Origin of the sequence: Stenotrophomonas sp. 364 (assembly GCF_009832905.1) — a bacterium.
GTDB classification, from domain to species: Bacteria; Pseudomonadota; Gammaproteobacteria; order Xanthomonadales; family Xanthomonadaceae; genus Stenotrophomonas; species Stenotrophomonas maltophilia_AP.
The window spans coordinates 3,165,191-3,189,607 of record NZ_CP047135.1; the positions used below are offsets into that span (position 1 = coordinate 3,165,191).

Genomic DNA, 24,417 nt, shown 5'->3' on the forward strand with positions numbered 1-24,417 from the left:
CCGACCGACGGTCGGGTCTGCCCGGGGTGATCAGCCGACCAACGGTCGGCTCTACCTGGCGGTTTTGGCGGCGCGGGCGGCGTGTTGTTCCACCAGCGTCAACGCTACGTTGTTGCGCAGGTAGGCCGGCTCGACGCGCTCCGGTGCCATGCCCTCGCCGCGCGCGAACGCCGGCACCGCCAGGGTCAGCAGGTCCGATGCACGCGGCAGCGCCTGTGCATCGACGCCGTCGAGCTGATCGGCCAGGCGCGTGGCCAGCAGGCCGTCGGCTGCGCCGAAGCCGGTGCCCACGCCGAACCAGCGGGTGCCTTCGGGCAGCACCACCGCCTCCGGCGCACAGACGATCTCTTCGCCCCGCAGCTGCCACTGGCCGTCCACGCGGACTTGGCGCGCCACGTACACCTCGCCCATGCGGGCATCGATGCTGCTCAGCACCAGGTCGGCGCCGGCCGGCGCGCGCAGCGCCAGCACCTGCAGCGTGGACACCGGCACCAGCGGGCGGTCCAGCGCCAGGGCGATGCCCTGTGCGATCGCGATGGCCAGGCGAACGCCCGTGAACGCGCCCGGGCCGCGCCCCAGCGCGATGGCATCCAGCTGCGAACGCGCAACGCCGGCCTCGGCCAGCAGGGCCTCGGCCCACGGCAGGCTCAGCTCGGCATGACGGCGCGGAGCGATCTCGAACCGCTCAAGCACCTGCCCATCCACATACAGGGCGACGGAACAGGCTTCGGTGGCGGTTTCAAAGGCGAGCAGTTTCATGGCGGTCAGAACAGGGAAGTGGGGAAGTCATCGGGTGCCGCGGGTGACACAGCGGCTGCAGGGGGCGCCGCTATGGCAGGCGGTGCCGGCAGCGCGTCAGGCGGCCATTGTGGCGCAAAGAAGCCGCGTACATCGTCCAGCGCGCGGGTGCGGCGGAACGGTGGCAGCGAATCCAGGAAGATCCGGCCGTAGCTGCGGCTGAGCAGGCGCGGGTCGCACAGCACCAGCACCCCGCGGTCGGTCTCGCTGCGGATCAGCCGCCCGACGCCCTGCTTGAGCGCGATTACCGCCTGCGGCAGCTGCTCATCGCGGAACGGATTGCCGCCGTCGCGCCGGATCGCATCCAGCCGCGCCTCGAACACCGGATCATCCGGCGCGGCGAACGGCAGCTTGTCGATCACCACCACGCTGAGCGCATCGCCGACCACGTCCACGCCTTCACGGAAACTGGCCGAGCCCAGCAGCACGCCATTGCCCGAGTCGCGGAAGCGCTGCAGCAGGGTCGCGCGCGGCGCCTCGCCCTGCACGAACAGCGGCCACGGCCCATCCCGCAGCGCCTCGGCCGCTTCGCGCAGCGCGCGGTGCGAGGCAAACAGCAGGAACGCCCTGCCCTGCGATGCCTCCAGTACCGGCGTGAGTGCCCGGATCAAGGCAGTACCGAATCCCCGCGCAGCCGGATCGGGCAGATCGGTGGGCAGGTAGCACAGCGCCTGGGTCGCCCAGTCGAACGGGCTGGGCTGCAGCAGGGTGACCGGATCGTCCAGCCCGAGCCGCTGCGAAATATGCGCGAACCCGCCGTCCACGGTGAGCGTGGCCGAGGTGAATACCCAGGCGGCCATCGAGCGCTGGCGGTGCTCACGCAGCGGCCCGGACACGTCCATCGGGGTGCGCTGGCAGCGGAAGCCGCGCGGGGTCAGTTCGTACCACAGCACGTCGGCCGGGGCCGCAGCCAGTTCCGGGTCGGCATCGAAATCAAGCATCGGGGCATCTTCGCCGAGCCAGCGCGACAACCGCCCAACCGCTTCCATCGCGCGCGCGTGGCAGGCATCCAGCCCGGGCGATGCCTCGCGTACCCCGACCAGCGCATCGCGCAGAGTCACCAGGGCCGACATCGCCGCATCGAAGCCATCGCGCACCTGCGGCACGGCCAGTGCGCGCCACTGGGTGCCACGCGCTGGCAACCCATCCATGGCGGTGCGCAGGTCGCGCAGGGTCTGTTCCAGCGCCGCAGCGGGCACCTGCAGCGTGGCCTGTGCACCGGCCACGCTGCGGCTTTCGGCCAGGCAGTCGCGCGCCAGTTCCTGCCACGGGCGCATGCCGAACCCTTCGCCGAAGAAATTGGCGGCCAGTTCCGGCAGCTGGTGCGCTTCGTCGATGACGAAGGCCTGCGCGCCCGGCAGGATCTCGCCGAAGCCTTCCTGCTTGAGCGCCAGGTCGGCCAGCAGCAGGTGGTGGTTGACCACCACCACATCGGCCGCCTGCGCACGCTGGCGCGCCTGCACCACGAAGCAGTCGTCCCAGAACGGGCACTCGTTGCCCAGGCAGTTGTCGACGGTAGAGGTGACCATCGGATACAGCGGCGAGTCTTCCGGCAGCGCCTCCAGCTCGGCCATGTCGCCGAAGCGGCTGCGCCCGGACCAGGCCAGGATGCGCTGGAACTGCGCCACCTGCTCCGGCGAACTGAACCGCGGTTCGCCGCGGGCCTGCTGCAGGCGGTAGCGGCACAGGTAGTTCGCCCGGCCCTTGAGCAGCGCGCTGCTGTGGCCCACACCGAGCGCGGCGCGCACCCGCGGCAGGTCGCGGTGGTACAGCTGGTCCTGCAGCGCGCGGGTGCCGGTGGAAATGATGATCTTCAGCCCCGACAACAGCGCCGGCACCAGGTACGCATAGGTCTTGCCGGTGCCGGTACCCGCTTCGGCCAGCAGCACGTCGCGCTGGTCGAAGGCCTCGGCGATGGCGGCGGTCAGGCGCAGCTGCGCCGGGCGTGCAACAAAGGCATCCAACTGGCTGGCAAGCGTCCCGCCCTCGCTGAGGGCTTCGCTGCTGGCATGGGCAAGGCGTGACATGTGCCCATGATAAAGGGTGCCACCCGCCTGATGGATCGCGCGCACGCGGAAGACAAAACCCGCATGAACCAGGCGCACGCGCGGAACGCAACACCCACATGGACTGCGCGCACGGAACGTAAACCCCGCGTAGAGCGGGGCTCTGCCCCGCTGCACCGGGCGCAGGCAGCGGGGCAGAGCCCCGCTCTACGGGGTGCCTGCGGTCAGTACCGCTTGATGCCCGGCACCGTGCAGCCTTCCAGCTGGGCGTGCGCGGAGGCGGCGTTTTCCTTCTGGCCACGGGCCAGGCGCGACTGCTCGATCGTGGCCCAGTGGCGGCGGCACAACGGACCGGTCTTCGAGCCCAGGTCAACGGCCTTGCGCGCCAGCGCTTCGGCACGTGCCCAGTCGCCCTGCAGCAAGGCGATTTCGGCGCGTTCCTGCAGGATCGACGGATCGCCTTCGGAGATCAGCAGCGCCTGGTTCAACGCTTCGGCGGCGGCGGGCAGGTCGTTGGCCTGGCGACGCATCTGCGCGGTCAGGCGCAGGTCTTCGATCTCGGCGTCGCGCAGCGGCTGTACGGCCAGCTCCTTGTCGTCGGCACCCACGGCCACGGCCTCCACGGCCGCCATCCGCTGGGCCGGGGTGGTGGTGTCCACCGGCGCCTTGACCGGCGGTGCCGGGGTGACGCAGGCGGTCAATGCCATGCCCAGGGCGAGCACGCAGGTGGAACGGATCAGGGTTCGGATAGTCATGGCGGGCCGGCCTCGCTCCGGAATCATCGCGCTGGGGGAGTCGTTGCAGCGGCCGGCGCCGGCTCGGCGGCCGGTTCGGGCTTCTTGCCCATGCCGAACCAGCTGCGCCAGCCACCACCTTCGGTGCTGCCTTCGCCGCCCTCTTCCTCCGGCAGGGCGGCCGGCGGCGGCGCACAGGGCGCATACGCCGGTGCATAGCCCACCACGAACGGGAAGCGGCGCGCGCCCGGGCAGCTTTCATCGGTGCTGGCCGTGCCGCTGGCCTCCACGTACTGCCAGTCCAGGCCCTTGCTGCTGACCTTCAACGGCGCACTCGGCAGGCGCTGGAAAATGCTCGACCACACGCGCATCGAACCGGTGGCGCCATACAGCCCGGCCTGCTCGTTCTGGTCGTTGCCCATCCAGATCACGGCCAGGTGGTCGCCGGTGTAGCCGGCATACCAGCTGTCGCGGCCATCATTGGTGGTACCGGTCTTGCCGGCCGGCTGCAGCCGGCCCAGGCCGTCGGCGTTCAGGCGCTGCGCGGTGCCGCTGGCCACCACCTGCTGCAGGCCGATGCTGATCAGGTTGGCCGCAATCGAGTCGCCTTCCTGGGCCGGTGCGGGCGACTTGTCGTAGCGCTTCATCAGCTTGCCCTGCGGGTCCAGCACGCCACGCACGGCATGCAGCGGCTGGATCTCACCGCCGGAGGCGAGGAACTGATACAGCTGGGCCATCGCATACGGGCTCTGGTCGGTGGAGCCCAGGATCACCGCCGGATTCGGCTCGGCCTTTATCCCGGCCAGCACATGGATCAGCTGGGTCACGCGCTCCGGCCCCACCTGCATGCCTACCCGAACGGTGGCCTGGTTGTAGGAATGGGCCAGCGCGTCGATCAGGCGCACGGTGCCGTGGCTGCGGTTGTCGGCGTTGCCGGGCGACCAGTTGCGGCCACGCGACAGCTGCACCGTCACCGGTGAATCGTCCACCCAGGTGGCCAGCGAGTAGCGGTCCGGCTGGGCCAGTGCCAGCAGGTACACGAACGGCTTGAGCAACGAGCCGACCGGGCGCTGCGCCTCGATGGCACGGTTGAAACCGGGCTCGGCGAAATCGCGGCTGCCGACCACGGCCAGCACGTCGCCGTTGTGCACGTCGGTCAGCACCATGCCGGCCTGCAGCTCGGGGCGCTTCTTGCTCTCCAGCGACTTGATGGTCTTGGTGACCGCGCCTTCGGCGTACGCCTGGGCCGACGGCGCCATGCCGGTCATCACGCTCAGGCCGGCGCCCTGCAGCACCGATTCCGGGTAGTCGTGGCCCAGCTGGCGGCGCACCAGGTCCACGTAGGCCGGGAACCGGTTGGCGGCGATCAGGCCTGGCACCTTGGGCACGCCGAGCGGCGCCTTGAGCGCGCGCTGGTACTCGGCGTCGTCGATCAGCTGGCTTTCGTGCAGCTTGCCCAGCACGAAGTTGCGGCGGTCCAGCGCGCGTTCGGGATTGCGTCGCGGGTCGTAGTAGGACGGGCCTTTGACCAGGCCGATCAGCAGCGCGACATGTTCGGTGTTGAGCGAGGACAGGTCGCGGCCAAACCAGAACTCGGCGCCGGAGGACATGCCATGGATGGCCTGGCTGCCCCGCTGCCCGAGGTACACCTGGTTGAGGTAGGCCTCCAGGATGGTGCGCTTGTCGTAACGCGCTTCCATGATCAGCGCGTACAGCACTTCATTGAACTTGCGGGTGACGGTCTGTTCCTTGCCGATGCCCAGCAGGCCGCTGCGGGCCAGCTGCTGGGTCAGCGTGGACGCACCCTGGCGGCTCTGGCCACCGGACCGCACGGTCACCCAGATCGCGCGGGCGATGCCGCTCAGGTCGATACCGTGGTGACGGTTGAAATCCTTGTCCTCCACGGCCTGCAGGCCGGTGACCAGCAGTTCGGGGGTTTCTTCGATGCGGACCAGCCGCCGCTCTTCCTGCTTCTGCCCGTACAAGGTGGCGATACGCGCCGGGTCCAGCCGCGCGGCCTTCAGCGCCTTGCGGGTGTCGGCATCGCGCAGCGAGGCGATCTGCCCGCCGGACAGGCTCAGCTCGACGCGGCGCGGCGCCACCGGGCCATCGACGTCGCTGTAACCACGGCTGGCAATGACGAAGCGGCCCCCTTCCTGCTGGTAGGTGGCGGCCGATTTGCCGGTGCCGTCATCGCGGTAGGCTGCGGCGGCCAGCTCGGTCTTCAGCGTGGAGGCATCCATCGCCACGCCCGGCGCCAAGGCCAGGGGGCGCGCATACACGCGAGTCGGGATCTGCCAGCGCAGCTCACCGAACCGCTGGGTGACCTGCTTGTTCAGATAGACCGTGTACGGAATCAGGAAGCCCAGGGACAGCGCGACCGCGGCCATCCCCCAGGTGATCAGCCGACGCCGCCACAGCGGGCCGGGGCTATCGGTGTCGTCGTCGAACTCGTCGGTGTCGTCGGTATCGTAGCGTCGGGGCACGGGCATCTGGAAACAGTGGGCTCGGCGCAGTCTAACGCAGCACACCTGCGTCGGCGGCATCGCCGTGGCGGCCGTTCCGGCGCACTACAGCAAGTGTTATGGCGCCGGCATGGGCCCGCTACGACCGCGGATCCCATCCCACAGCCCCCGGAACATGAACCGCAGCCGAATCCAACGGGGCGCAATGAACAGACCATTGCCAATCAGCTTGAGCACCAGCCGCGGCAGGTCCTGGGCCACCCACACCCGCGGCGTGCTGGCACGCGGATACAGCAGCAGCCGGTTGCGCATGATGTAGTACAGCCGGAACGGCTTGTGCACCACGACCCCATCGCGCTTGACCCGCGAAGCACGCAGCTGTTCTCCGATGCGGTGGTGCATCTGTGCGTCGCACACGCCATGCAGAGCAAGCCCGGCCGCCTTGGCCCGGAAGCACCAGTCCATGTCGATGTTGTCGATGAACAACGATTCGTCCATGCCACCGACCCGGTCCAGCATCGCCAGTGGAATCAGCGAACCGGAGGTGATCAGGAAATCGCAGGACACGGTCTGCCCCGGCGCGCCGTAGTCCTTGACGTTGAGCGGAAAGCCCATGCGCACGAACGGGGCGGCCTTCCCACTGCGCGCATCCACGAACTGCGGCCCCACCGCTGCCACCGGCCCGTGCTGCAACAACGTGGCCAGGGCCTGCGCCAGGGTGGCCACCATGCCCGCATCGAGCACGCTGTCCTGGTCCATCAACAGCACATGACCGAAACCCAGCGCGCGTGCGCGTTCAATCGCACGGTTCAGCGCCGCCGCCAGCCCCACATTGGATGCCGAGGCGACCACACTGACCGCCTCCCTTCTCGATAATGCGGCGGCGACATCCAGGCCGGGGCTGCCGTTGTCGAACACCACCACATGGCCCACCTGCGGCTGCACGCTGTCCAGCACCTGGGTCAGCAGCTCCGGTTCGGGGGCATAGGTGACGATCACCGCGCAGATGTCTGCTGCAGTGATGGCCGGTTGCCCGCAAATCGGGAGGGACTGACGGGTCGCTGCGGGATCTTGAGAGGTCATACCGGAGAAAAAGGCGGGCGAAACAGCGCCCGCACTATAGCCGACCCACCCCGCCCCGGTTGTGCGCCGCGTTCAGCGTTCCAGCGTGGCTGCGTCGCGCAACCGCGCCTGCAGCGGTTCGATCTCACTGGCCGGCACGCCCAACGCGGCCGCCTGCTCCAGTGCCTCGCGGGCGTAGCGCGCATCGCCGGCGCCCAGGCGTTCGCTGCCGATGGCCAGCCAGCGTCGTCCCAGGCGCCGTCGCGCCTCGCCCAGTTCGTTGTCGTGTGCGGCCAACGCCTCCCAGGCCTGCAGGCAATCACCGGCTGCGCGCACCCGGTTGCGGCGCAGTTCATCGTCAAAGCACGTCACCAACACCGGCACCAGTTGATGCGCAGCCGCCCGCACGGCCGGGTCGGCAGGGGCCAGCGCCTGCGCGGCGCGCAATGCATCGTAGGCACTGCGCCCCGGCGGCAGCAACCAGTCGCCACGTGCCTGCGCCTGTTCGAAACGCTCCAGCAGCACGCGCAGCTCGCCCTTGGTGCGGGTCGACTGCGGGGCGCGCAGCGCCTGCTGGGCATGCCGGGCCTGCTCGATGGCGGTGCGCGCAGTGGCCAGCGACGGTGCCTGCGGGTCGATTGCCTTCGCCTTGTCCAGCGCCTGGGTGGCCTGCGGGAATCGGAAATCGCCCGCCAGCCGGGTCGCGTGGCGGGCTTGGCGATCGGCCAGTTCGCGCAGCCCGGCCTGGGCGCGCGGGTGGCTGGGTGCGGCAGCTGCGACCTGGCGATAACCCGCCCAGGCCGCGTCTGTACGGCCGCGGGCAAGATCGCGGTCGGCGCGCATCAGCGCCTGCTCCAGCGCGGCATTGAACTGTGCCTCGGTCTGCGGCAGATCCACATGCCCGGGGTCGTAGCGGCGGGCACTGCCGAGCAGGGTTGCCGCCGTGGCCAGCTCACCGCTGGCGCACGCGCTACGCGCCTGCAGCAGCAGGTCGGACAGTGCATCTTCGCGCCCTTCCAGCGCGCGCAGCTGGTTGGGCGCCACCGCCAGCACCTGCTGGAACAGGGGCAACGCGCTGTCCGGGCCATCATCCAGGCGCTGTGCCTGCAGCGCCGCCTCGGCGCGCCCCAGCAACACCGCGATGCCGGCGTGGGCGCCGCCCCGCTGCTGCAATTGCTGCGCCAGCTGGTCGGCATCGCGCTGTGGCACCTGCAGTTCGCGCGCCAGCGCCAGGGCGCGCCGTGCCGCGTCCAGGTCGCCGGCGTCCAGCGCATCGCGTGCCTGCTGCAGCGCCGCCTGCGCCGTGCGTGCCAGGCCGGTGCGTGCCTGGCTGCGGTCACCGTCCAACGCCAATGCGGCCTGGTACCACTCGCGCGCGCCGCTGCCGTCGGCCGCGCTCAGGCGACCGGCGGCCAGCGCGCGATCACCCTGGTCCAGCAGTTGTTCGATCTGGGGTTCGTTCCAGAACCAGTTGGCCAAGGGCCGCCGCAGCAGCACCAGTGCCATGAACAGCAGCACGGCCACCAGCAATGCCCAGCGCCACACGCGCCGCGCATGGCGCGCCTGCAGCCACCACCAGCGCCCTTCACGGCGCACCCGGCGCAAGGCGGCGTGCGCAGCGTCCTGCTGGTCGCGATGGGGGCTCATCCGCTGAGCCTAGCCGCTGCCACGTGATGTCAGCCTAGACGCCGGGCTTCGCTGACGCCGGGCAACGCATCCAGCTTGCCCAGCAGCGTGGACAGCTGGCCGTAGTCGCTGACCTTCAGGCGCAGGCGCAGATGCGCACGCCCGCTGTTGCGCACGTTGTCGCTGTGGATGTCCAGCACATAGGCATCTTCCTGTGCGATCAGGTTGGTGATGTCCTTGAGCAACCAGCGCCGGTCCACCGCATCGACCACCACGTCCACCTCATAACCACCGCCGGCCTGGCCCCACTCCACCGGCAGGATCCGCTGCGGACTGGCGGCCGACAACCGCGCCAGCGCGGCGCAGTCGGTCCGGTGCACGGTCACGCCGCGGGTGCGGGTGAGGTAGCCGACGATTGGCTCGCCGGCCACCGGTTGGCAGCAGCGCGCCAGCTGCACCAGCAGGTTGCCCACGCCCTGCACGGTGAACTTGGAGGTGCCCAGGCTGTTGCGGCGCGCGGTCGGGCGCGGCAGCGCCGGGGCGACGGGCTGGCTGGCGGCACGCTCGGCTTCCAGCAGCGCCCGGCTGACCTGGTTGGGACCGGTGTCGCCCAGCGCCACCTGGATGTACAGGTCGTCCACGCTGTCGGCATGGAACTTCTTCGCTGCCACGGCAAGGTCGGCATGCTGCAGGCCGAGCCGCTTCAGTTCGCGGTCGAGCAGGTCCCGGCCGGCCTGCACGTTGCGCGCACGATCCAGCTTGTGGAACCAGCCGCGCACCTTTTCGCGCGAACGGTTGCTGGCCAGGAAGCCGTTGGACGCCAGCAGCCAGTCGCGGCGGGGATCGGCTTCCTTGGAGGTCAGGATTTCCACGCGGTCGCCGCTGCGCAGCCGGTAGGTCAGCGGCACGATGCGGCCGTTGACCTTGGCCCCGCGGCAGCGGTGCCCGACCATGGTGTGCACGTGATAGGCGAAGTCCAGCGGGGTGGCACCCTGCGGCAGATCCATCACCTCGCCCTTGGGGCTGAGCGCGTACACCCGGTCTTCGGTGAGCTCGGCATCGAGGGCACCGGCCAGTTCGCCGGCGGGACTGTCCTGCGAATGTTCCAGCAGCTGCCGCATCCAGGTGATCTTGCGATCGAACGCCTTTTCCGCGCCTTTGCTGCCTTCCTTGTAACGCCAGTGCGCGGCCACGCCAAGTTCGGCCTGGGCATGCATGTCGTGGCTGCGGATCTGCACTTCGATGGTGCGCCCGTCCGGACCGATCACCGCCGTATGCAGCGAGCGGTAGTCGTTGGCCTTGGGCCGGGCGATGTAATCGTCGAACTCGCTCGGCACCGGCGCCCACAGCGAATGCACCACGCCGAGCGCGGCGTAGCAGGCGGCCACGTCATGCACCATCACCCGCACCGCGCGGATGTCGTACAGCTGCTCGAAGGCGAGCTTCTTCTTCTGCATCTTCCGCCAGATGCTGTAGATGTGCTTCGGACGGCCACTGACCTCGGCGTCGATACCCTGCGCGAGCAGTTCGCGCGACAGCACCTTTTTGACCGTCTCGACGTAGCGTTCGCGCGCCAGCCGGGTCTCGTCCACTTCACGTGCGATGCGCCGGTAGGTCTCCGGCTCCAGATGGCGGAAGGCCAGGTCTTCCAGCTCCCACTTGAGCTGCCAGATGCCCAACCGGTTGGCCAGCGGTGCATGGATGTCGCGGGTCAGCTGGGCCAGCGCGCGGCGCTCCTCTTCGGGCAGCCGGTCGGCGCCACGCATGCGCGCCAGCTGACGGGCGAGCAGGATCGGCACCACCCGCAGGTCCTGGATGATCGACAGCAGCAGGCGGCGCAGGCCTTCGCTGTTGCGCCCGGCATCGCGCCCGGCGTGCAGTGCCCAGACCTGGTCGGCCGCATCCTGGCCGTCCAGCAGGCCGACCACCGCAGGTTTCAGCGCGCCCAGCGGCAGCGTGTCCAGGCCGGCCCGCAACCCGGGCAGGTCGAACAACACCGTGGCCAGCAGCGCGCTTTCATCGGCAGACAGCAGCGCCAGCGCATCCAGCGTATCGGCCAGTACCGACCAGCTGGAGTGCATCTGCCCGTCGGCATCGGGCAGCTGCCAGCGCTGCAGCAGCGCCTCGCGCAGGGCGGGCGGCAGCGACGCCGCCGAGGGTCGGTTCAACAAGGCATCCAGGCCGGGGACAGAAGCGCGGTTCACAGCATCGTGCAGGCAAGACAGAGACCCCTACACTAGCGCCGAGGCCGGTCGCGGACAATCAAAACCACCGCATCGGCCGGCATGTCCTCATGCCGGGCCCGCACCACCACCACCCCGCTGGCCCTACACTGCGGTAAACCCAAGGAGATCTGCCATGCGCTTTTCGCGTCTTCGCCTGCTGGCCAGTGCGGCCGTCCTGTTGAGCCTGGCCAGCCCGGCGCTTGCCCAGCGCGTGGTCGAAGGCGACCTGCAGCAGCAGATGTCGCCGGCCGAATTCAAGGCCGCCGGCCTGGACAAGCTCAGCCCGGCCGAACTGACCGCGCTCAATGGCTGGCTGCAGGGCAAGGTGGCGGCAGTGGCTGCCGATACGCGCGAACAGGTGCGCGAACAGGCGCGTGAGGAAGGCCGCCAGGAAGTCATCGTCAAGAACCGTGGCTTCTTCGACTTCGGCAGCAACGAGCCGATCACCAGCACCCTGCAGGGCGAGTTCCGCGGTTTTGGCAAGGCGCGCAGGTTCGTTCTGGCCAATGGCCAGGAGTGGGAGCAGAGCGATGACACCGTGCTCTCCGGCGTGCGCAAGACCAATCCGGCGGTGTCCATCAGCCCCGGCCTCCTGGGCGTCTGGTATCTCCGCGTGGACGGGGTGAACACCCGCGCCAAGGTCCGCCGCACCAAGTAGGCGGGGCATCGACCCGGGCACGGGGCGTTCTCAGAGCTGGCGCAATGCGTCCATCCGCTGCGCCAGCTTCTTGGCCGAAATCCCGGTTTTGGCCCCCAGTTCCTGCGCGAACAACGACACCCGCAGTTCCTCCAGGTCCCAGCGCAGCGCCTGCCATTGCGGGCGCTGGCGCAGGCCGCGGCGGTCCGCATCGGCCAGCGCGTCGATGAACGGCCGCAGTTCCAGCATGCGTGCCTGGTCACGCGGCGGATCGCGCTTGGCGCGTTCGCTGCGCAGGATCATCGCGCGCAGGTAGCGCGGATACTGGGCCAATGCATCGGCTGGGGTATCACGCAGGAACCCGGGGTGCACCAACCCGGCCAGCTGCTGCTCCAGGTCGTCCAGGTTGCCGCGCGCCCAGCCCATCAGCGTGGACTGCAGTGACGGCTTGAGCTCGGCCACGTGGGCCAGGATGTTCTCGGCCAGCTTCAGGCGCGCCATCGCTTCGGCGAACAATCCCTTGCCGGCCGCATCGCGGCGCTGGGCAAAGGCGGCCGGGTCGCGGATGTCGCCCAGTCCGTCGGCCAGAACCGCGTTCATCGCGGCATCCACCAGGTCGCCGCGCAGGCGCTCCTGCGACTCGATCGCGGCGTACAGCAGCCCGGTCTTGGGCGGCACCGGCAGCTGCTTGCGTGCCTGCTTGGCCTTGTCGGCCAAGGCAATATCGAACAGGCGACGCACCCCCTGCGGATGCTGCTCGGCCGCTTCGTTGCGGTCGGCGAAGATCCGCAGCGCAGCACTCTCACCGGTATCCACCAGGGCCGGGTAAGCAGGAACGCCGGCTTCGCCCGGCACCTGCACCGGGATCGGCGTGGCCGGGAAATCGCGCAACCCTTCAACGGCCAGGGCGCGTCCTGCGCGGGCGGCAAAGGCCTCGCCGGCCTGCCCGCCGAAGCGTGCGCGCAATGCATCCAGATCGCGCGCACTGGCCAGCAGTCTGCCCTGCGCGTCGAACAGCCGCAGGTTCATGTGCAGGTGGTTGTCCAGCGCGGCCAGGTCGAAATCGGTGGCCGCCACCTGTGCCCCGGTGGCTCGCGACAGGAACCGCGCCAGCTCGCCGCGGATGTCATCCGCACTCGGGTCGGGGAACGCTTCGGCGAAGGCACGCCCGAAATCCGGCGCCGGCACGTAGTTGCGGCGCATCGCCTTGGGCAGGCTGCGGATCAACGCGGATGCCTTGTCGGCGACGAAGCCCGGGGCCAGCCACGACAGGCGCGCGGCATCGAGCGCGTTGAGCAGGTGCAGCGGCACGTCCAGGCTGACGCCATCGTCGTCGCTGCCCGGCTCGAAACGATAGTGCAGCGCCAGGCGTGCATCACCCAGCGGCAGGTACTTGGGATAGCGTTCGGCATCGCTGCCTTCGCCGGGCAACAGGTCGGCCAGCGACCAGGCCAGGCCATGCCGCTTCTCCGGGGTCAGGCCCTTCCACCAGGTATCCAGCGCGGTGGCCGAGTGGATCTCCGACGGCACCCGGTCCAGGTACCAGCGCGCCTGCCAGGCTTCGTCGGCGACGATACCGGCGCGTCGCAGCTTGGCCTCCTCCTCGCGCGCCTGTTCGAGCACGGTGAGGTTGTCGGCGATGACACTGGCGCGGGTGTTGATTTCGCCGGTCACCAGGCCTTGCCGGACGAAGATGTCGTGCGCTTCGCCGGGCGCGATGCGGCCGTAATGCACCGGCTTCTTCGGTGCCAGCACCAGCCCGAACAGGCTGATCTGCTCCGACGCCAGCACCTGGCCCTGCGCACGTGACCAGTGCGGGTCGAAGTGCTTGCGCAGCAGCAGGTGCGGCAGCTCGGCGATCACCCAGTCCGGTTCGATTGCTGCGTTGGTCAGGCCCCAGATCTTCTGCGTATCCAGCAGGGTGGCGGTGAGCAGCCACGGCGGCGGCCGCTTGGCCAGCACCGAGCCGGGGAACGGCAGGAAGCGGCGCTGGCGCGGCGCCAGGAAATCGCCCTTGTCGCTGCGATGCCCGATCTGCGTGGGCAGCCCGGCAATCAGCGCGCGGTGCAGGGTCTGGTAGGCCGCGGCACGCACCTTGTCACTGAAACCACTGCGCGTCTCGCGCCCCCCCACCTCCGGCGCAGCGGCCGGCGCCGGGGCGGCCGGCTCGGACTTGCCTTCGCGGGCCAGGCGCGCGGCGCGGTGCTGCTGGCCGCGCGTGGCCTTGGCCTTGGCTTCGTCATCGCGTGCCGGGGCGGGCGCCGACGAACCGGCCAGCAACGGGTCCAGCGCAGTGGCCGCCGCTTCTTCGGTCCAGCCCAGCTCCTCGCACAGCACGCGCAGCTGGCGATGCAGTTCGCGCCATTCGCGCATGCGCAGGAAGCCCAGGAAATGCCGCTCGCACCAACTGCGGAGCTTGGATTGGGTGAGGTCCTCGTGGGCCTGGCGATAGGCATCCCACAGGCGCAGCACCCCCACGAATTCCGACCGCCCATCGGCGAACAGCGCATGCGCGGTGTCGGCCGCGCCACGTGCTTCGGGCGGGCGCTCGCGCGGGTCCTGGATGCCCAGGAACGAGGCGATCACCAGCATCGGCCGCAGGCAGCCCTGCGCCTGCGCGGCCACCAGCATCCGCGCCAGCTTGACGTCCACCGGCAACCGCGCCATCTGCCGCCCGACCGGGGTCAGCCGGCGCTGGTCGTCCACCGCGCCCAGCTCGCCCAGCTGCTGCCAGCCGTCGGCGATGGCGCGCTCATCCGGCGCTTCCAGGAACGGGAAATCCTCGATCCGGCCCAGGCCCAGCTGCAGCATCCGCAGGATCACCCCGGACAGGCTGGAGCGGCGGATTTCCGGATCGGTGAAGGCATCGCGCGACTGGAAATCGGCTTCCGAGTAGAGCCGGTAGCAGATGCCTTCGGACACGCGTCCGCAGCGGCCCTTGCGCTGGTTGGCGCTGGCCTGAGACACCGGCTCGATGTGCAGCCGGTCCAGCTTCTGGCGCGGGCTGTAGCGCTTGACGCGGGCCAGGCCGGGATCCACCACGTAGCGGATGCGCGGCACCGTCAGCGAGGTTTCGGCCACGTTGGTGGCCAGCACGATGCGGCGCTTGCTGCCGGGATTGAAGACTTCGTCCTGGTCCTTTACCGACAGCCGCGCATACAGCGGCAGCACTTCGGTTTCACGGTACTTGCGCCGCTCCAGCGCCTGGTGCGCGTCGCGGATCTCGCGTTCGCCGGGGAAGAACATCAGGATGTCGCCGCGCGGATCCATGCGGGTGATCTCGTCCACCGCGGCCACGATGGCCTCGTTGACGGTGCGCTCGCCATCGCGGCCACCGTCTTCATCGCCACCGCCCTCGCCTTCCAGCGGGCGGTAGCGCACTTCCACCGGGAAGGTGCGGCCTTCGACGCTGATCACCGGCGCATCGTTGAAATGCTCGGCGAACCGCGAGGTGTCGATGGTCGCCGAGGTGACGATCAGCTTCAGGTCCGGGCGTTTGTGCAGCAACTGCTTGAGGTAGCCCAGCAGGAAGTCGATGTTGAGGCTGCGCTCGTGCGCCTCGTCGACAATGATGGTGTCGTACTGGGACAGATAACGGTCGCTGCTGATCTCGGCCAGCAGGATGCCGTCGGTCATGAACTTGATGCGGGTGTCGTCGCCGACGCGGTCGGTGAAGCGCACCTGGTAGCCCACCACCGTGCCCAGTTCGGATTTCAGCTCCTGCGCGACGCGGGTGGCCACTGCACGTGCGGCAATCCGTCGCGGCTGGGTGCACCCGATCATGCCGGCCACGCCGCGACCGGCGGCCAGGCACAGCTTGGGCAGCTGGGTGGTTTTGCCCGAGCCGGTTTCGCCGGCGATCACCACCACCTGGTGGTCGCGGATCAGGGCGGTGATGCGTTCGGCTTCACGCGCAATCGGCAGGCTGTCGTCCAGAGTGATCGACGGCTGGTGCCGGGCGCGGCTCTCGCGCCGCTGCACCGATGTCTGCAGGGCCTGTTCGAACGCGGCGGCCACGCCTGCATCGTTGGGCTTGGACTGGCAACGCGAGAGCAGGCCGAGCAGACGACCCCGGTCGCGGCTCATGCCAGCATCGATCGCGGCGCGAAGTTGGCGCAGGCGGGAAGCAGATTGTTTGTCGATAGTGCTCATCAATCGAATCGGTTAGAACTTTGATTACTACTGAAAGGTTAGTCTGATCTATTGTGAAGGCCATCCATTCCACAAGGAGCATCATCCCCATGGCGAAGACCAAGACACCGGTGAAGAAGACCCAGACCGGTAAGCAGAAGCTGGCATCGGCCGCCCCCTCGGCCCCGAACATTGATATCGGGATCAAGGAAGGCGATCGCAAGAAGATTGCCGATGGGCTGGCCTCTTTCCAGGCCGATGCGTTCACGCTCTACCTGAAGACGCACAACTTCCATTGGAATGTCACCGGGTCGATGTTCAACTCGCTGCACACCATGTTCGAGACCCAGTACACCGAGCAGTGGGCAGCCCTGGACGACGTTGCTGAACGTATCCGCGCATTGGGCTTCAATGCCCCGGGCTCCTACCGCGAGTTCGCGGCCCTGACCTCGATCGCCGAGGAGCCGGGCCTGACCGACAGTGCGGACTGGCGTGAGATGGTACGCCAGTTGGTGGCCGCCAACGAGGCGGTGTGCCGGACGGCGCGCAAGGTGCTGGACGTGGCCGACGACGCCGACGACGCCCCCACCGAAGATCTGATGACCCAGCGCCTGCAGACGCACGAGAAGTACGCCTGGATGTTGCGGTCGTTGCTGCAGTAAAGCGCGCTGGCGCTTTAGTTATCTGCGCGCGGCGAGGGTTCCACCCCCTTGCCGGGACACGCCGTAAATCCATCCTTGGAGGCTCGTGGGCGCCATCCATGGCGCCCAACGGTCCCGGCAAGGGGGTGGAACCCTCGCCCAGATGGATGTGTGCATCCGGCGGTTGGGAAGAGTGAGAAGCATGCAGAACAGGCGCCCGGTGGCGCCTGTTCTGCGTTTTGGCCCCCCTCTTCAGCGATTGGGGAAAAAAATCCGGCTCTGGCTCTAGCTCTGCCTTTTGCCCTTGATTCTGCCATTTGCCCTTGCCTCTGCCTTTGCCCTTGCCTCTGCCTTTGCCCTTGCCTCTGCCTTTTGCCCTCGCCTCTGCCTTTTGCCCTCGCCTCTGCCTTTTGCCCTCGCCTCTGCCTTTTGCCCTCGCCTCTGCCTTTGCCCTTGCCTCTGCCCTTTGCCTTCGCTTCGCCTTTGCCTTGCCTCAGCCTTGGCCTCGGCTCTCCCCCCATGAGCACCAACCAACCGTCGGGGCGTGGGGTGGGTGGGTTGGCGGGACCGTTGGGCGCCATGGATGGCGCCCACGAGCCTCCAAGGATGGATTTACGGCGTGTCCCGCCAACCCGCCCACCCCGCGCCAACCATCGGCAGTGAAAACCATTGGCTCTGGCTCTGGCTTTGGCTCTGGCTCTGGCTTGAGATTCGGCTTGGGGAGACCCGTGGGCAAGCCCCTACCCACTGATCCTCTGTTGGAGGACACGGCCGGCGCGCGTGGCGGGGTAAACTAGTCCGATGTCTTCCCGCCCCGCGCACGACCTGCTCAGCCGCATCTTTGGTTACGACGATTTCCGCGGTCCGCAGCAGGCGATCGTTGAACATGTCGCTGCCGGCAATGACGCGCTCGTATTGATGCCCACCGGCGGCGGCAAGTCGCTGTGCTACCAGGTGCCGTCCCTGCTTCGCGAGGGGACCGGCATCGTCATCTCCCCCCTCATCGCCCTCATGCAGGACCAGGTCGAAGCCCTGCGCCAGCTGGGCGTGCGCGCCGAATTCCTCAATTCCACCCTCGATGGCGACACCGCCGCCCGCGTCGAACGCGAACTGCTCGCCGGCGAGCTCGACATGCTCTATGTCGCTCCAGAGCGCCTGCTCACCGGCCGCTTCCTGTCCCTGCTCTCGCGCAGCCGCATCGCCCTGTTCGCCATCGACGAAGCCCACTGCGTCTCCCAGTGGGGCCACGACTTCCGGCCTGAATACCGCCAGCTTACCGTCCTCCACGAACGTTGGCCCGACGTCCCGCGCATCGCCCTCACCGCCACCGCCGACCCGCCCACCCAGCGCGAAATCGCCGAACGCCTCGACCTGACCGGCGCCCAGCACTTCGTCAGCTCGTTCGACCGGCCCAACATCCGCTACACCGTCGTCCAGAAAGACAACGCCAAGCGCCAGCTGCTCGACTTCCTCAAAGTCCACCGCCAGGAAGCCGGCATCGTCTACTGCATGTCACGGCGCAAAGTCGAGGAAACCGCCGAGTTCCTCTGCAAGGAAGGCCTCAACGCCCTGCCCTACCACGCCGGCCTTCCCGCTGAAGTGCGCGCTGCCAACCAGCGCCGCTTCCTGCGCGAGGATGGCATCGTCATGTGCGCCACCATCGCCTTCGGCATGGGCATCGACAAACCCGACGTCCGCTTCGTCGCCCACACCGACCTGCCCAAGTCCATGGAAGGGTATTACCAGGAAACCGGCCGTGCCGGCCGCGACGGCGAACCCGCCGAAGCCTGGCTCTGCTACGGCCTGGGCGACGTGGTCCTGCTCAAACAGATGATCGAACAGTCCGAGGCTGGCGAAGAACGCAAAAGCCTCGAACGCAACAAGCTCGACCACCTGCTCGGCTACTGCGAATCCATGCAGTGCCGGCGCCAGGTGCTGCTCGCCGGGTTCGGCGAAACCTACCCCCAGCCCTGCGGCAACTGCGACAACTGCCTGGTGCCGCCCGACGCCTGGGACGCCAGCGTGGCCGCCCAGAAAGCGCTCAGCTGCGTCTACCGCAGCGGCCAGCGCTTCGGCGTGGGCCACCTGATCGACATCCTGCGCGGCGGCGAGAACGACAAGATCCGCCAGTTCGGTCACAGCGAACTGAGCACCTACGGCATCGGCAAGGACCTCGACGCCCGCACCTGGCGCAGCGTGTTCCGCCAGCTGGTGGCCGCCAGCCTGCTCGAAGTGGACACCGAAGCCTACGGCGGCCTGCGCCTCACCGACGGCAGCCGCGAGGTCCTCAAGGGCCAGCGCAAGGTCATGATGCGCCGCGAAAGCCCCAAGACCCGCGAGCGCGACCGCAGCGGCCAGCGTACCGGCCTGTCCGTGCTGCCCGAGGATCTGGTCCTGTTCAACGCGCTGCGCAGCCTGCGCGCCGAACTGGCCAAGGAACAGAACGTACCGGCCTTTGTGATCTTCCACGACAGCACCCTGCGCAATATCGCCGAACAGCGTCCCACCAGCATCGACGCGCTTGGCAAGGTCGGCGGCATCGGCGGCACCAAGCTCGCCCGCTACGGCGAGCGCCTGGTCGAGATCGTGCGCGAGGAAGGCTGATGCCCCCCCGCGCCCGCACGGACCCGCATCCAGAGTTGAACGCCGCGTTCAGCCACAGGTGCGGGCGCCCGGTTTTGGCGCTAGGGTGACGCCCATGACCCCCGGTGGCCTGCTCCTGCGCGTGGTACTGATGCTCAGCCTGTTGCTCAACGGGCTGAACGCGGCCATGGCCGGCCCGATGACCCTCGCCATGGCCCACGCCGCCAGCGCCGAGCCGGCGGTGCCGCCATGCCACGGCGATGCCCCGGCCATGCCCGCCCATCATGACCACGCCGCTGCCGACACCGCCGGCACGCACGCGCCGCACGACGGCGACCACTGCAAGATCAAGGACTGCCTGCGCAGCTGTGCGCAGCAGCCCAGCCTGACTGTGTCCGTCGCGTGGCTGCCCAGCCCGCCGCCGCCCGCGCTGGCGCCCCTGGGCCACACCCGCGCGGCATTGCCGATGCCGCCCCTGGACCGCATCACCCGCCCTCCGATCGGCTGAGCCTGCGCTCACTGCGAGCGCCTGTGCGACGCGATGCCGTGCGCTGCCATGCGTACGCGTCTTGATGGCACCTGTGTGCCTTTCGAATCCGATGCGGAGTTGCAATGTCCTTTTCCCCTCCCCCCGGCCCGGGCGCCCCGCCCATGCCGTCGCGCCGCCTGTTCGTGCAGGGCGCTGCCGCCGGTGGCGTGGTCGCCGGCCTGGTGGCCAGCGGCCTGCCCAGCCGCGCCTTCGCCGCCGCCGGCCCTGTCGTGGCTACGGCCCCGCAGGTGCTCAGCGGCCCCGATGTCCAGTTGAGCATCGGCGAATCGCTGGCCAACTTCACCGGCCGCACCCGCCCGGCGATCACTGTCAACGGCAGCCTGCCGGCCCCGATCCTGCGCTGGCGCGAAGGCGACACCGTCAGCGTGCGCGTGGCCAACGCGCTGCAGGCGCACCCCACCTCGATCCACTGGCACGGCATCCTGCTGCCGGCCAACATGGACGGCGTGCCCGGCCTGAGCTTCAACGGCATCGCCCCGGGCGAGGCCTACCAGTACCGCTTCACCCTCAAGCAGTCCGGCACGTACTGGTACCACAGCCATTCGATGTTCCAGGAACAGGCGGGCCTGTACGGCGCACTGATCATCGACCCGCTGCAGCCGGCGCCGTTCCACTTCGACCGCGAGCACGTGATCATGCTGTCGGACTGGACCGACATGGACCCGGGCGCCCTGTTCCGGCGCATGAAAAAGCTGGCCGAGTTCGACAACTACTACAAGCGCACCCTGCCCGATTTCCTGCGCGACGTGCGCCGTGACGGCTGGGCCGCGGCCACCGCCGACCGCGGCATGTGGGGCCGCATGCGGATGACCCCCACCGACATCTCCGACATCAACGCGCACACCTACACCTACCTGCTCAACGGCACCGCGCCCGCCGGCAACTGGACCGGGCTGTTCCGCAGCGGCGAGAAGGTGCTGCTGCGCTTCATCAACGGCGGCTCGATGACCTACTTCGACGTGCGCATCCCCGGCCTGAAGATGACCGTGGTGGCCGCCGATGGCCAGTACATCCATCCGGTCAGCATCGATGAGTTCCGCATCGCGCCGGCCGAAACCTTCGACGTGATCGTGGAGCCCACCGGCCAGGACGCATTCACCATTTTCTGCCAGGACATGGGCCGGACCGGCTTTGCCGCCGGCACCCTGGCGGTGCGCCACGGCCTGCAGGCGCCGATTCCCGCGCGCGATCCCCGGCCGCTGCTGACCATGGGCGACATGGGCCATGACATGGCCGGCATGGGCCACGACATGAAAGGGATGGAAGGCGGCTGCGGCGCCAGCATGGGCCACGGCGCGCACGGCAGCAATGACAAGGCCCCGCGCCACCCAGCCAGCGAGAAGGGCAACCCGCTGATCGACATGCAGAGCATGGCCACCGCGCCCAAGCTGGATGACCCCGGCATCGGCCTGCGCGACAACGGCCGCACCGTGCTCACCTACGGCGCGATGCGCAGCCTGTTCGACGACCCGGACGGCCGCGAACCCAGCCGCGAGGTCGAGCTGCACCTGACCGGCCACATGGAGAAATTCAGCTGGTCGTTCGACGGCATCCCGTTCGCCAGCGCCGAACCGCTGCGCCTGAATTACGGCGAGCGCATGCGCATCGTGCTGGTCAACGACACCATGATGCAGCATCCCATCCACCTGCATGGGGTGTGGAGCGACCTGGAGAATGCCGACGGCCAGTTCCACCTGCGCAAGCACACCATCGACATGCCCCCGGGCACCCGCCGCACCTACCGCGTGCGCGCCGACGCGCTGGGCCGCTGGGCCTACCACTGCCACCTGCTGTACCACATGGAAGCGGGCATGATGCGCGAAGTGAGGATCGAAGAATGAGCCGCTTCCCCACGCCAACCCGCCGCCTGCTCACCGCCGCGCTGCTGATCGCGCTGACCACCCCGGCCTGGGCGCAGTCGCATGTACACGGCACCGCCGCTGCGCCCCCGGCCACCAAAGAAATGCCGGTGGATCCGCCGGTCGACCACGGCAGCATGGACCATAGCCAGATGGACCATTCGATAATGGATCACGGCAGCACGGACCACAGCCAGATGGACCATTCGACAATGGACCACGGCAGCATGGACCACAGCCAGATGGACCATTCGACAATGGATCACGGCAGCATGGACCATGCCGCGCACAAGACAACCGCGCCAACCGCGCCAAGCGAACCGCGCGAGCCGATTCCCGCCGTCACTGCCGCCGACCGCCTCGCCGCGTTCCCGCCGATCGAACACGGTGCGATGGAACACGCGCCGGAAATCCACAGCATGCTGCTGGTCAACCGCCTGGAGCAGTGGGATGGCCAGCACGGCAACGGCCAGGCGTGGGAAGCCAGCGGCTGGGTCGGCGGCAACATCCACCGCCTGTGGGTGCGCAGCGAAGGCGAACGCAGCGGCGGGCGTACCGAAGCGGCCGATGTCGAAGTGCTGTACGGGCGCAGCGTCTCACCGTGGTGGGATGTGCTGGTGGGCGTCAAACAGGACCTTGGCCCCGGCGATTCCCGCACCTGGGCGGCGCTGGGCATCCAGGGCCTGGCGCCGTACAAGTTCGAGACCTCGGCCACCGCCTACGTGGGCGAAGGGGGCCAGATGATGGCCACGGCCGAAATCGAGTACGAACTGCTGTTGACCAACCGCCTGATCCTGCAGCCGTTGCTGGAGGCCACGCTCGCGGCCAAGGACGATCCGCGCCATGGCACGGGCAGCGGCTTGAACAAGGTCGAAGCGGGGCTGCGCCTACGCTACGAGTTCAACCGGCGGTTCGCGCCGTACATCGGCATCAGCCATGAACGCCTGTTCGGCGATACCGTCGATTACCACCAGGCCGCCGGCGAGCGTGCGCGCGATACCCGCTGGGTGGCCGGCGTACGCGTCTGGTTCTAAGGCCAAGGCCTGCGCAAAAAAAAGTCCCGGGCGCGGCATGCGCCCGGGACAACACAACAGGGATGGTGCAAGCCGGATCCGACGGGCCCGAACGGGGCGTCACAGGGCGCGCGCGTACCGCAGCGCACCCTGCCCGACACCCGGGTGCCGTGCTCAGCGGCGCTCCCGGATAGTGATGTGATGCGCCGGGGCCAGGGTTCCGCCATCCTCGCCCCGGTTTTGTCGGGGGCGCCCCGGATGGCGTACGCTGCCACCCCCCTTCCGTGCCCCCCCTGCCATGTCCCTGCAGATCCGTCGCGCTACCCCGGCCGATGCACAGGTTGTGTCGGCGATCGCCATCGCCACCTACACCGAAACCTTCGGCGATTCCTACCCGCCGCAGGACCTCCACGCGTTCCTGGACGAGCATTACAGCCCGGCGCCGCAGCGGCGCGAACTGGAGGACCCACGCAGTGCGGTCTGGCTGCTGGAAGAGGACGGGCGCGCGGTGGGTTATCTGGCCGCCGGAGCGAATACCCTGGCGCACGCCGATGCCGTCGACGGCGATGTCGAACTCAAGGGCTTGTATGTGCTGGCCAGCCACCAGTCCGGGGGGCACGGTGCACGCCTGATGGAGGCATTCCTGCAGTGGCTGGATCGCCCCGCACGCCGCACCCTGTGGGTGGGCGTGTGGTCGGAGAACTTCGGCGCACAGCGCTTCTATGCGCGCTACGGCTGCGTCCAGGTCGGCACCTACTACTTCGTGGTGGGCGACAGCCGCGACCTGGAATTCATCCTGCGCCGGCCCTGATCAGACAGGACCGGCACCCGGCTCAGAAATCGAACAGGTCCGACAGGAAGCCTTCTTTCTTCTTCTTGCGGTAGCCGTGCTGGTCGCCGTACTGCTGCTGCCCCAGGTGGCGGGTATCACGGTGCTGCACGGCCTGCGGCGGCGGTGGCGGTGTAGCGGCACGCATCGGCGCAGCGGAATCGGTCGAGCGCTCGATGATTTTGTCCAGTTCACCGCGGTCCAGCCACACGCCGCGGCACTGCGGGCAGTAGTCGATCTCGATGCCCTGGCGCTCGGACATCACCAGCGCCTGGGTCTTGCATACGGGGCATTGCATCGTCGCGGCTCCATCGTTCAAACCCCGACTCTACCCTGCCGCGCCTGAGCGCCGCGCAACGTGCGCATGACCGAGGTCCCCCTGACCTATGCCCCATGGCGACGCCTGCCTGACCTGCCGACACTGTGCGGCACACACGCCAAGGATGTCGCCCATGACCCCCCACCCGTCCCGCCCCCGCTGGCTCACCGTCGGCCTGATCGTCATCACCCTGGTGGCCTCGATCAACCTGCGCGACATCGCCGCATGGGCCGGATGGACAGTGCCGGGCCGGCCGATGCCATTCGGGGGCGCGGTGGTCGACAACGGACTGGGCGTGCTGCTGGCACTGGCGGTGGCCGCCTGGCTGCTGCGCCCCGGGCACTCGCTGGTACGCGCCGTGGGGCTGGCCGGCACTGGCTGGCAGGGCCCGGCGGTGGTGCTGCTGGCAACCCTGCCGTGCTGGTTCGGGCTGTGGTGGCTGGGCGGTGTCGGCACGGACTGGACCTGGCTGTCGCTGCTGATGTTGGCGGTGCTGTTTCCGCTTGCCGAGGAAGTGATCTTCCGCGGCGTCGGCTTCATCTTCGTGCGTCGCCAGATGCGCTGGCCCTGGTGGCCCGCAGCGCTGCTGCAGTCGGCGGTGTTCGGTGCGATCCACTGGTGGTCGTTCGGCGGCGGTGGTGGCGTCGCGCTGCAGGTGCTGGCGATGACGTTCATCGGGGGGCTGGTGTTCGCCGCGTTGTGCAGCCTGGACCGCGATACCGTATGGAGCGCGGTAGTGCTGCACGTGTCCCTGAACATGGCGTGGAATGTCATGCAGGTCAGCGAAACCACGGCCATCGGCTGGCAGGGCAACAGCCTGCGGCTGTCGGCCGCGCTGCTGGCGGTGCTGGGGCTGGTGGCGCTGCGGCGGTGGCGGCGACGCACGGAATGCCGCCAACGCTGACGTGCACGATCCCCTCACCCGGTGACGCCGCATAC

General features: G+C 68.8%; 17 protein-coding genes. 8 read left to right on the plus strand and 9 right to left on the minus strand.

Annotated elements, in window-relative coordinates; translation table 11 throughout:
* Nucleotides 1–51 precede the first annotated feature (51 nt).
* The 7 genes from tsaB to GQ674_RS14375 form a co-directional block, all read right to left on the minus strand.
* The gene (gene tsaB / locus GQ674_RS14340; RefSeq protein ID WP_159497611.1) at nt 52–759 is read right to left on the minus strand and encodes a tRNA (adenosine(37)-N6)-threonylcarbamoyltransferase complex dimerization subunit type 1 TsaB; all 708 of its coding nucleotides are present in this window, start codon (nt 757–759) and stop codon (nt 52–54) included.
* A gap of 5 nt (nt 760–764) precedes the next feature.
* Complete coding sequence (locus tag GQ674_RS14345; RefSeq protein ID WP_159497612.1) at nt 765–2,825, minus strand: ATP-dependent DNA helicase; 2,061 nt, start codon at nt 2,823–2,825, stop codon at nt 765–767.
* A 203-nt stretch (nt 2,826–3,028) separates the two neighbouring features.
* The gene (locus GQ674_RS14350; RefSeq protein ID WP_159497613.1) at nt 3,029–3,559 is read right to left on the minus strand and encodes a hypothetical protein; all 531 of its coding nucleotides are present in this window, start codon (nt 3,557–3,559) and stop codon (nt 3,029–3,031) included.
* A 23-nt stretch (nt 3,560–3,582) separates the two neighbouring features.
* Nucleotides 3,583–6,024 carry a penicillin-binding protein 1B gene (mrcB, locus tag GQ674_RS14355; RefSeq protein ID WP_159497614.1) on the minus strand — a complete coding sequence of 814 codons (2,442 nt, stop codon included), beginning with the start codon at nt 6,022–6,024 and terminating at the stop codon, nt 3,583–3,585.
* Between the two features lie 96 nt (nt 6,025–6,120).
* Nucleotides 6,121–7,002: a glycosyltransferase family 2 protein gene (locus GQ674_RS14365; RefSeq protein ID WP_236546089.1), complete on the minus strand. Its 882-nt coding sequence runs from the start codon at nt 7,000–7,002 to the stop codon at nt 6,121–6,123.
* Between the two features lie 156 nt (nt 7,003–7,158).
* Nucleotides 7,159–8,712: a hypothetical protein gene (locus tag GQ674_RS14370; protein ID WP_159497617.1), complete on the minus strand. Its 1,554-nt coding sequence runs from the start codon at nt 8,710–8,712 to the stop codon at nt 7,159–7,161.
* A gap of 29 nt (nt 8,713–8,741) precedes the next feature.
* Entirely contained in the window at nt 8,742–10,895 is a 2,154-nt protein-coding gene (locus GQ674_RS14375; RefSeq protein WP_159497618.1) for a bifunctional (p)ppGpp synthetase/guanosine-3',5'-bis(diphosphate) 3'-pyrophosphohydrolase, read from the minus strand.
* A gap of 154 nt (nt 10,896–11,049) precedes the next feature.
* On the opposite strand from GQ674_RS14375, the gene GQ674_RS14380 reads away from it, so the two are divergent.
* Nucleotides 11,050–11,574 carry a hypothetical protein gene (locus tag GQ674_RS14380; protein ID WP_128097907.1) on the plus strand — a complete coding sequence of 175 codons (525 nt, stop codon included), beginning with the start codon at nt 11,050–11,052 and terminating at the stop codon, nt 11,572–11,574.
* A gap of 30 nt (nt 11,575–11,604) precedes the next feature.
* On the opposite strand, the gene hrpA is transcribed toward GQ674_RS14380, so the two are convergent.
* A complete protein-coding gene (gene hrpA, locus GQ674_RS14385) occupies nt 11,605–15,705 on the minus strand; it encodes an ATP-dependent RNA helicase HrpA (protein WP_159497619.1) in 4,101 nt (1,366 codons plus the stop codon).
* Between the two features lie 89 nt (nt 15,706–15,794).
* On the opposite strand from hrpA, the gene GQ674_RS14390 reads away from it, so the two are divergent.
* The 6 genes from GQ674_RS14390 (at nt 15,795) to GQ674_RS14415 (ending at nt 23,141) form a co-directional block, all read left to right on the plus strand.
* Nucleotides 15,795–16,346 carry a Dps family protein gene (locus GQ674_RS14390; protein WP_038686762.1) on the plus strand — a complete coding sequence of 184 codons (552 nt, stop codon included), beginning with the start codon at nt 15,795–15,797 and terminating at the stop codon, nt 16,344–16,346.
* A gap of 780 nt (nt 16,347–17,126) precedes the next feature.
* Nucleotides 17,127–18,929 (plus strand): DNA helicase RecQ, encoded by a 1,803-nt coding sequence (gene recQ / locus GQ674_RS14395; RefSeq protein ID WP_128096813.1) that lies wholly within the window; start codon nt 17,127–17,129, stop codon nt 18,927–18,929.
* 94 nt (nt 18,930–19,023) lie between these two features.
* Nucleotides 19,024–19,416 carry a CopL family metal-binding regulatory protein gene (locus tag GQ674_RS14400; protein WP_159497620.1) on the plus strand — a complete coding sequence of 131 codons (393 nt, stop codon included), beginning with the start codon at nt 19,024–19,026 and terminating at the stop codon, nt 19,414–19,416.
* Between the two features lie 104 nt (nt 19,417–19,520).
* Nucleotides 19,521–21,299 carry a copper resistance system multicopper oxidase gene (locus GQ674_RS14405; protein WP_159497621.1) on the plus strand — a complete coding sequence of 593 codons (1,779 nt, stop codon included), beginning with the start codon at nt 19,521–19,523 and terminating at the stop codon, nt 21,297–21,299.
* Nucleotides 21,296–22,351, plus strand: a complete 1,056-nt coding sequence (locus tag GQ674_RS14410; protein ID WP_159497622.1) for a copper resistance protein B — start codon at nt 21,296–21,298, stop codon at nt 22,349–22,351. Before GQ674_RS14405 ends, GQ674_RS14410 begins: the two co-directional genes overlap by 4 nt.
* Nucleotides 22,352–22,628: 277 nt before the next feature.
* On the plus strand, nt 22,629–23,141 hold the full coding sequence (locus tag GQ674_RS14415) for a GNAT family N-acetyltransferase (RefSeq protein WP_159497623.1): 513 nt from the start codon (nt 22,629–22,631) through the stop codon (nt 23,139–23,141).
* Nucleotides 23,142–23,163: 22 nt separating this feature from the next.
* On the opposite strand, the gene GQ674_RS14420 is transcribed toward GQ674_RS14415, so the two are convergent.
* Nucleotides 23,164–23,457, minus strand: a complete 294-nt coding sequence (locus GQ674_RS14420; protein ID WP_159497624.1) for a zf-TFIIB domain-containing protein — start codon at nt 23,455–23,457, stop codon at nt 23,164–23,166.
* Nucleotides 23,458–23,611: 154 nt separating this feature from the next.
* Here GQ674_RS14420 and GQ674_RS14425 point away from each other — a divergent pair, with 154 nt between their 5' ends.
* Entirely contained in the window at nt 23,612–24,382 is a 771-nt protein-coding gene (locus GQ674_RS14425) for a CPBP family intramembrane glutamic endopeptidase (RefSeq protein WP_328803784.1), read from the plus strand.
* Nucleotides 24,383–24,417 lie beyond the last annotated feature (35 nt).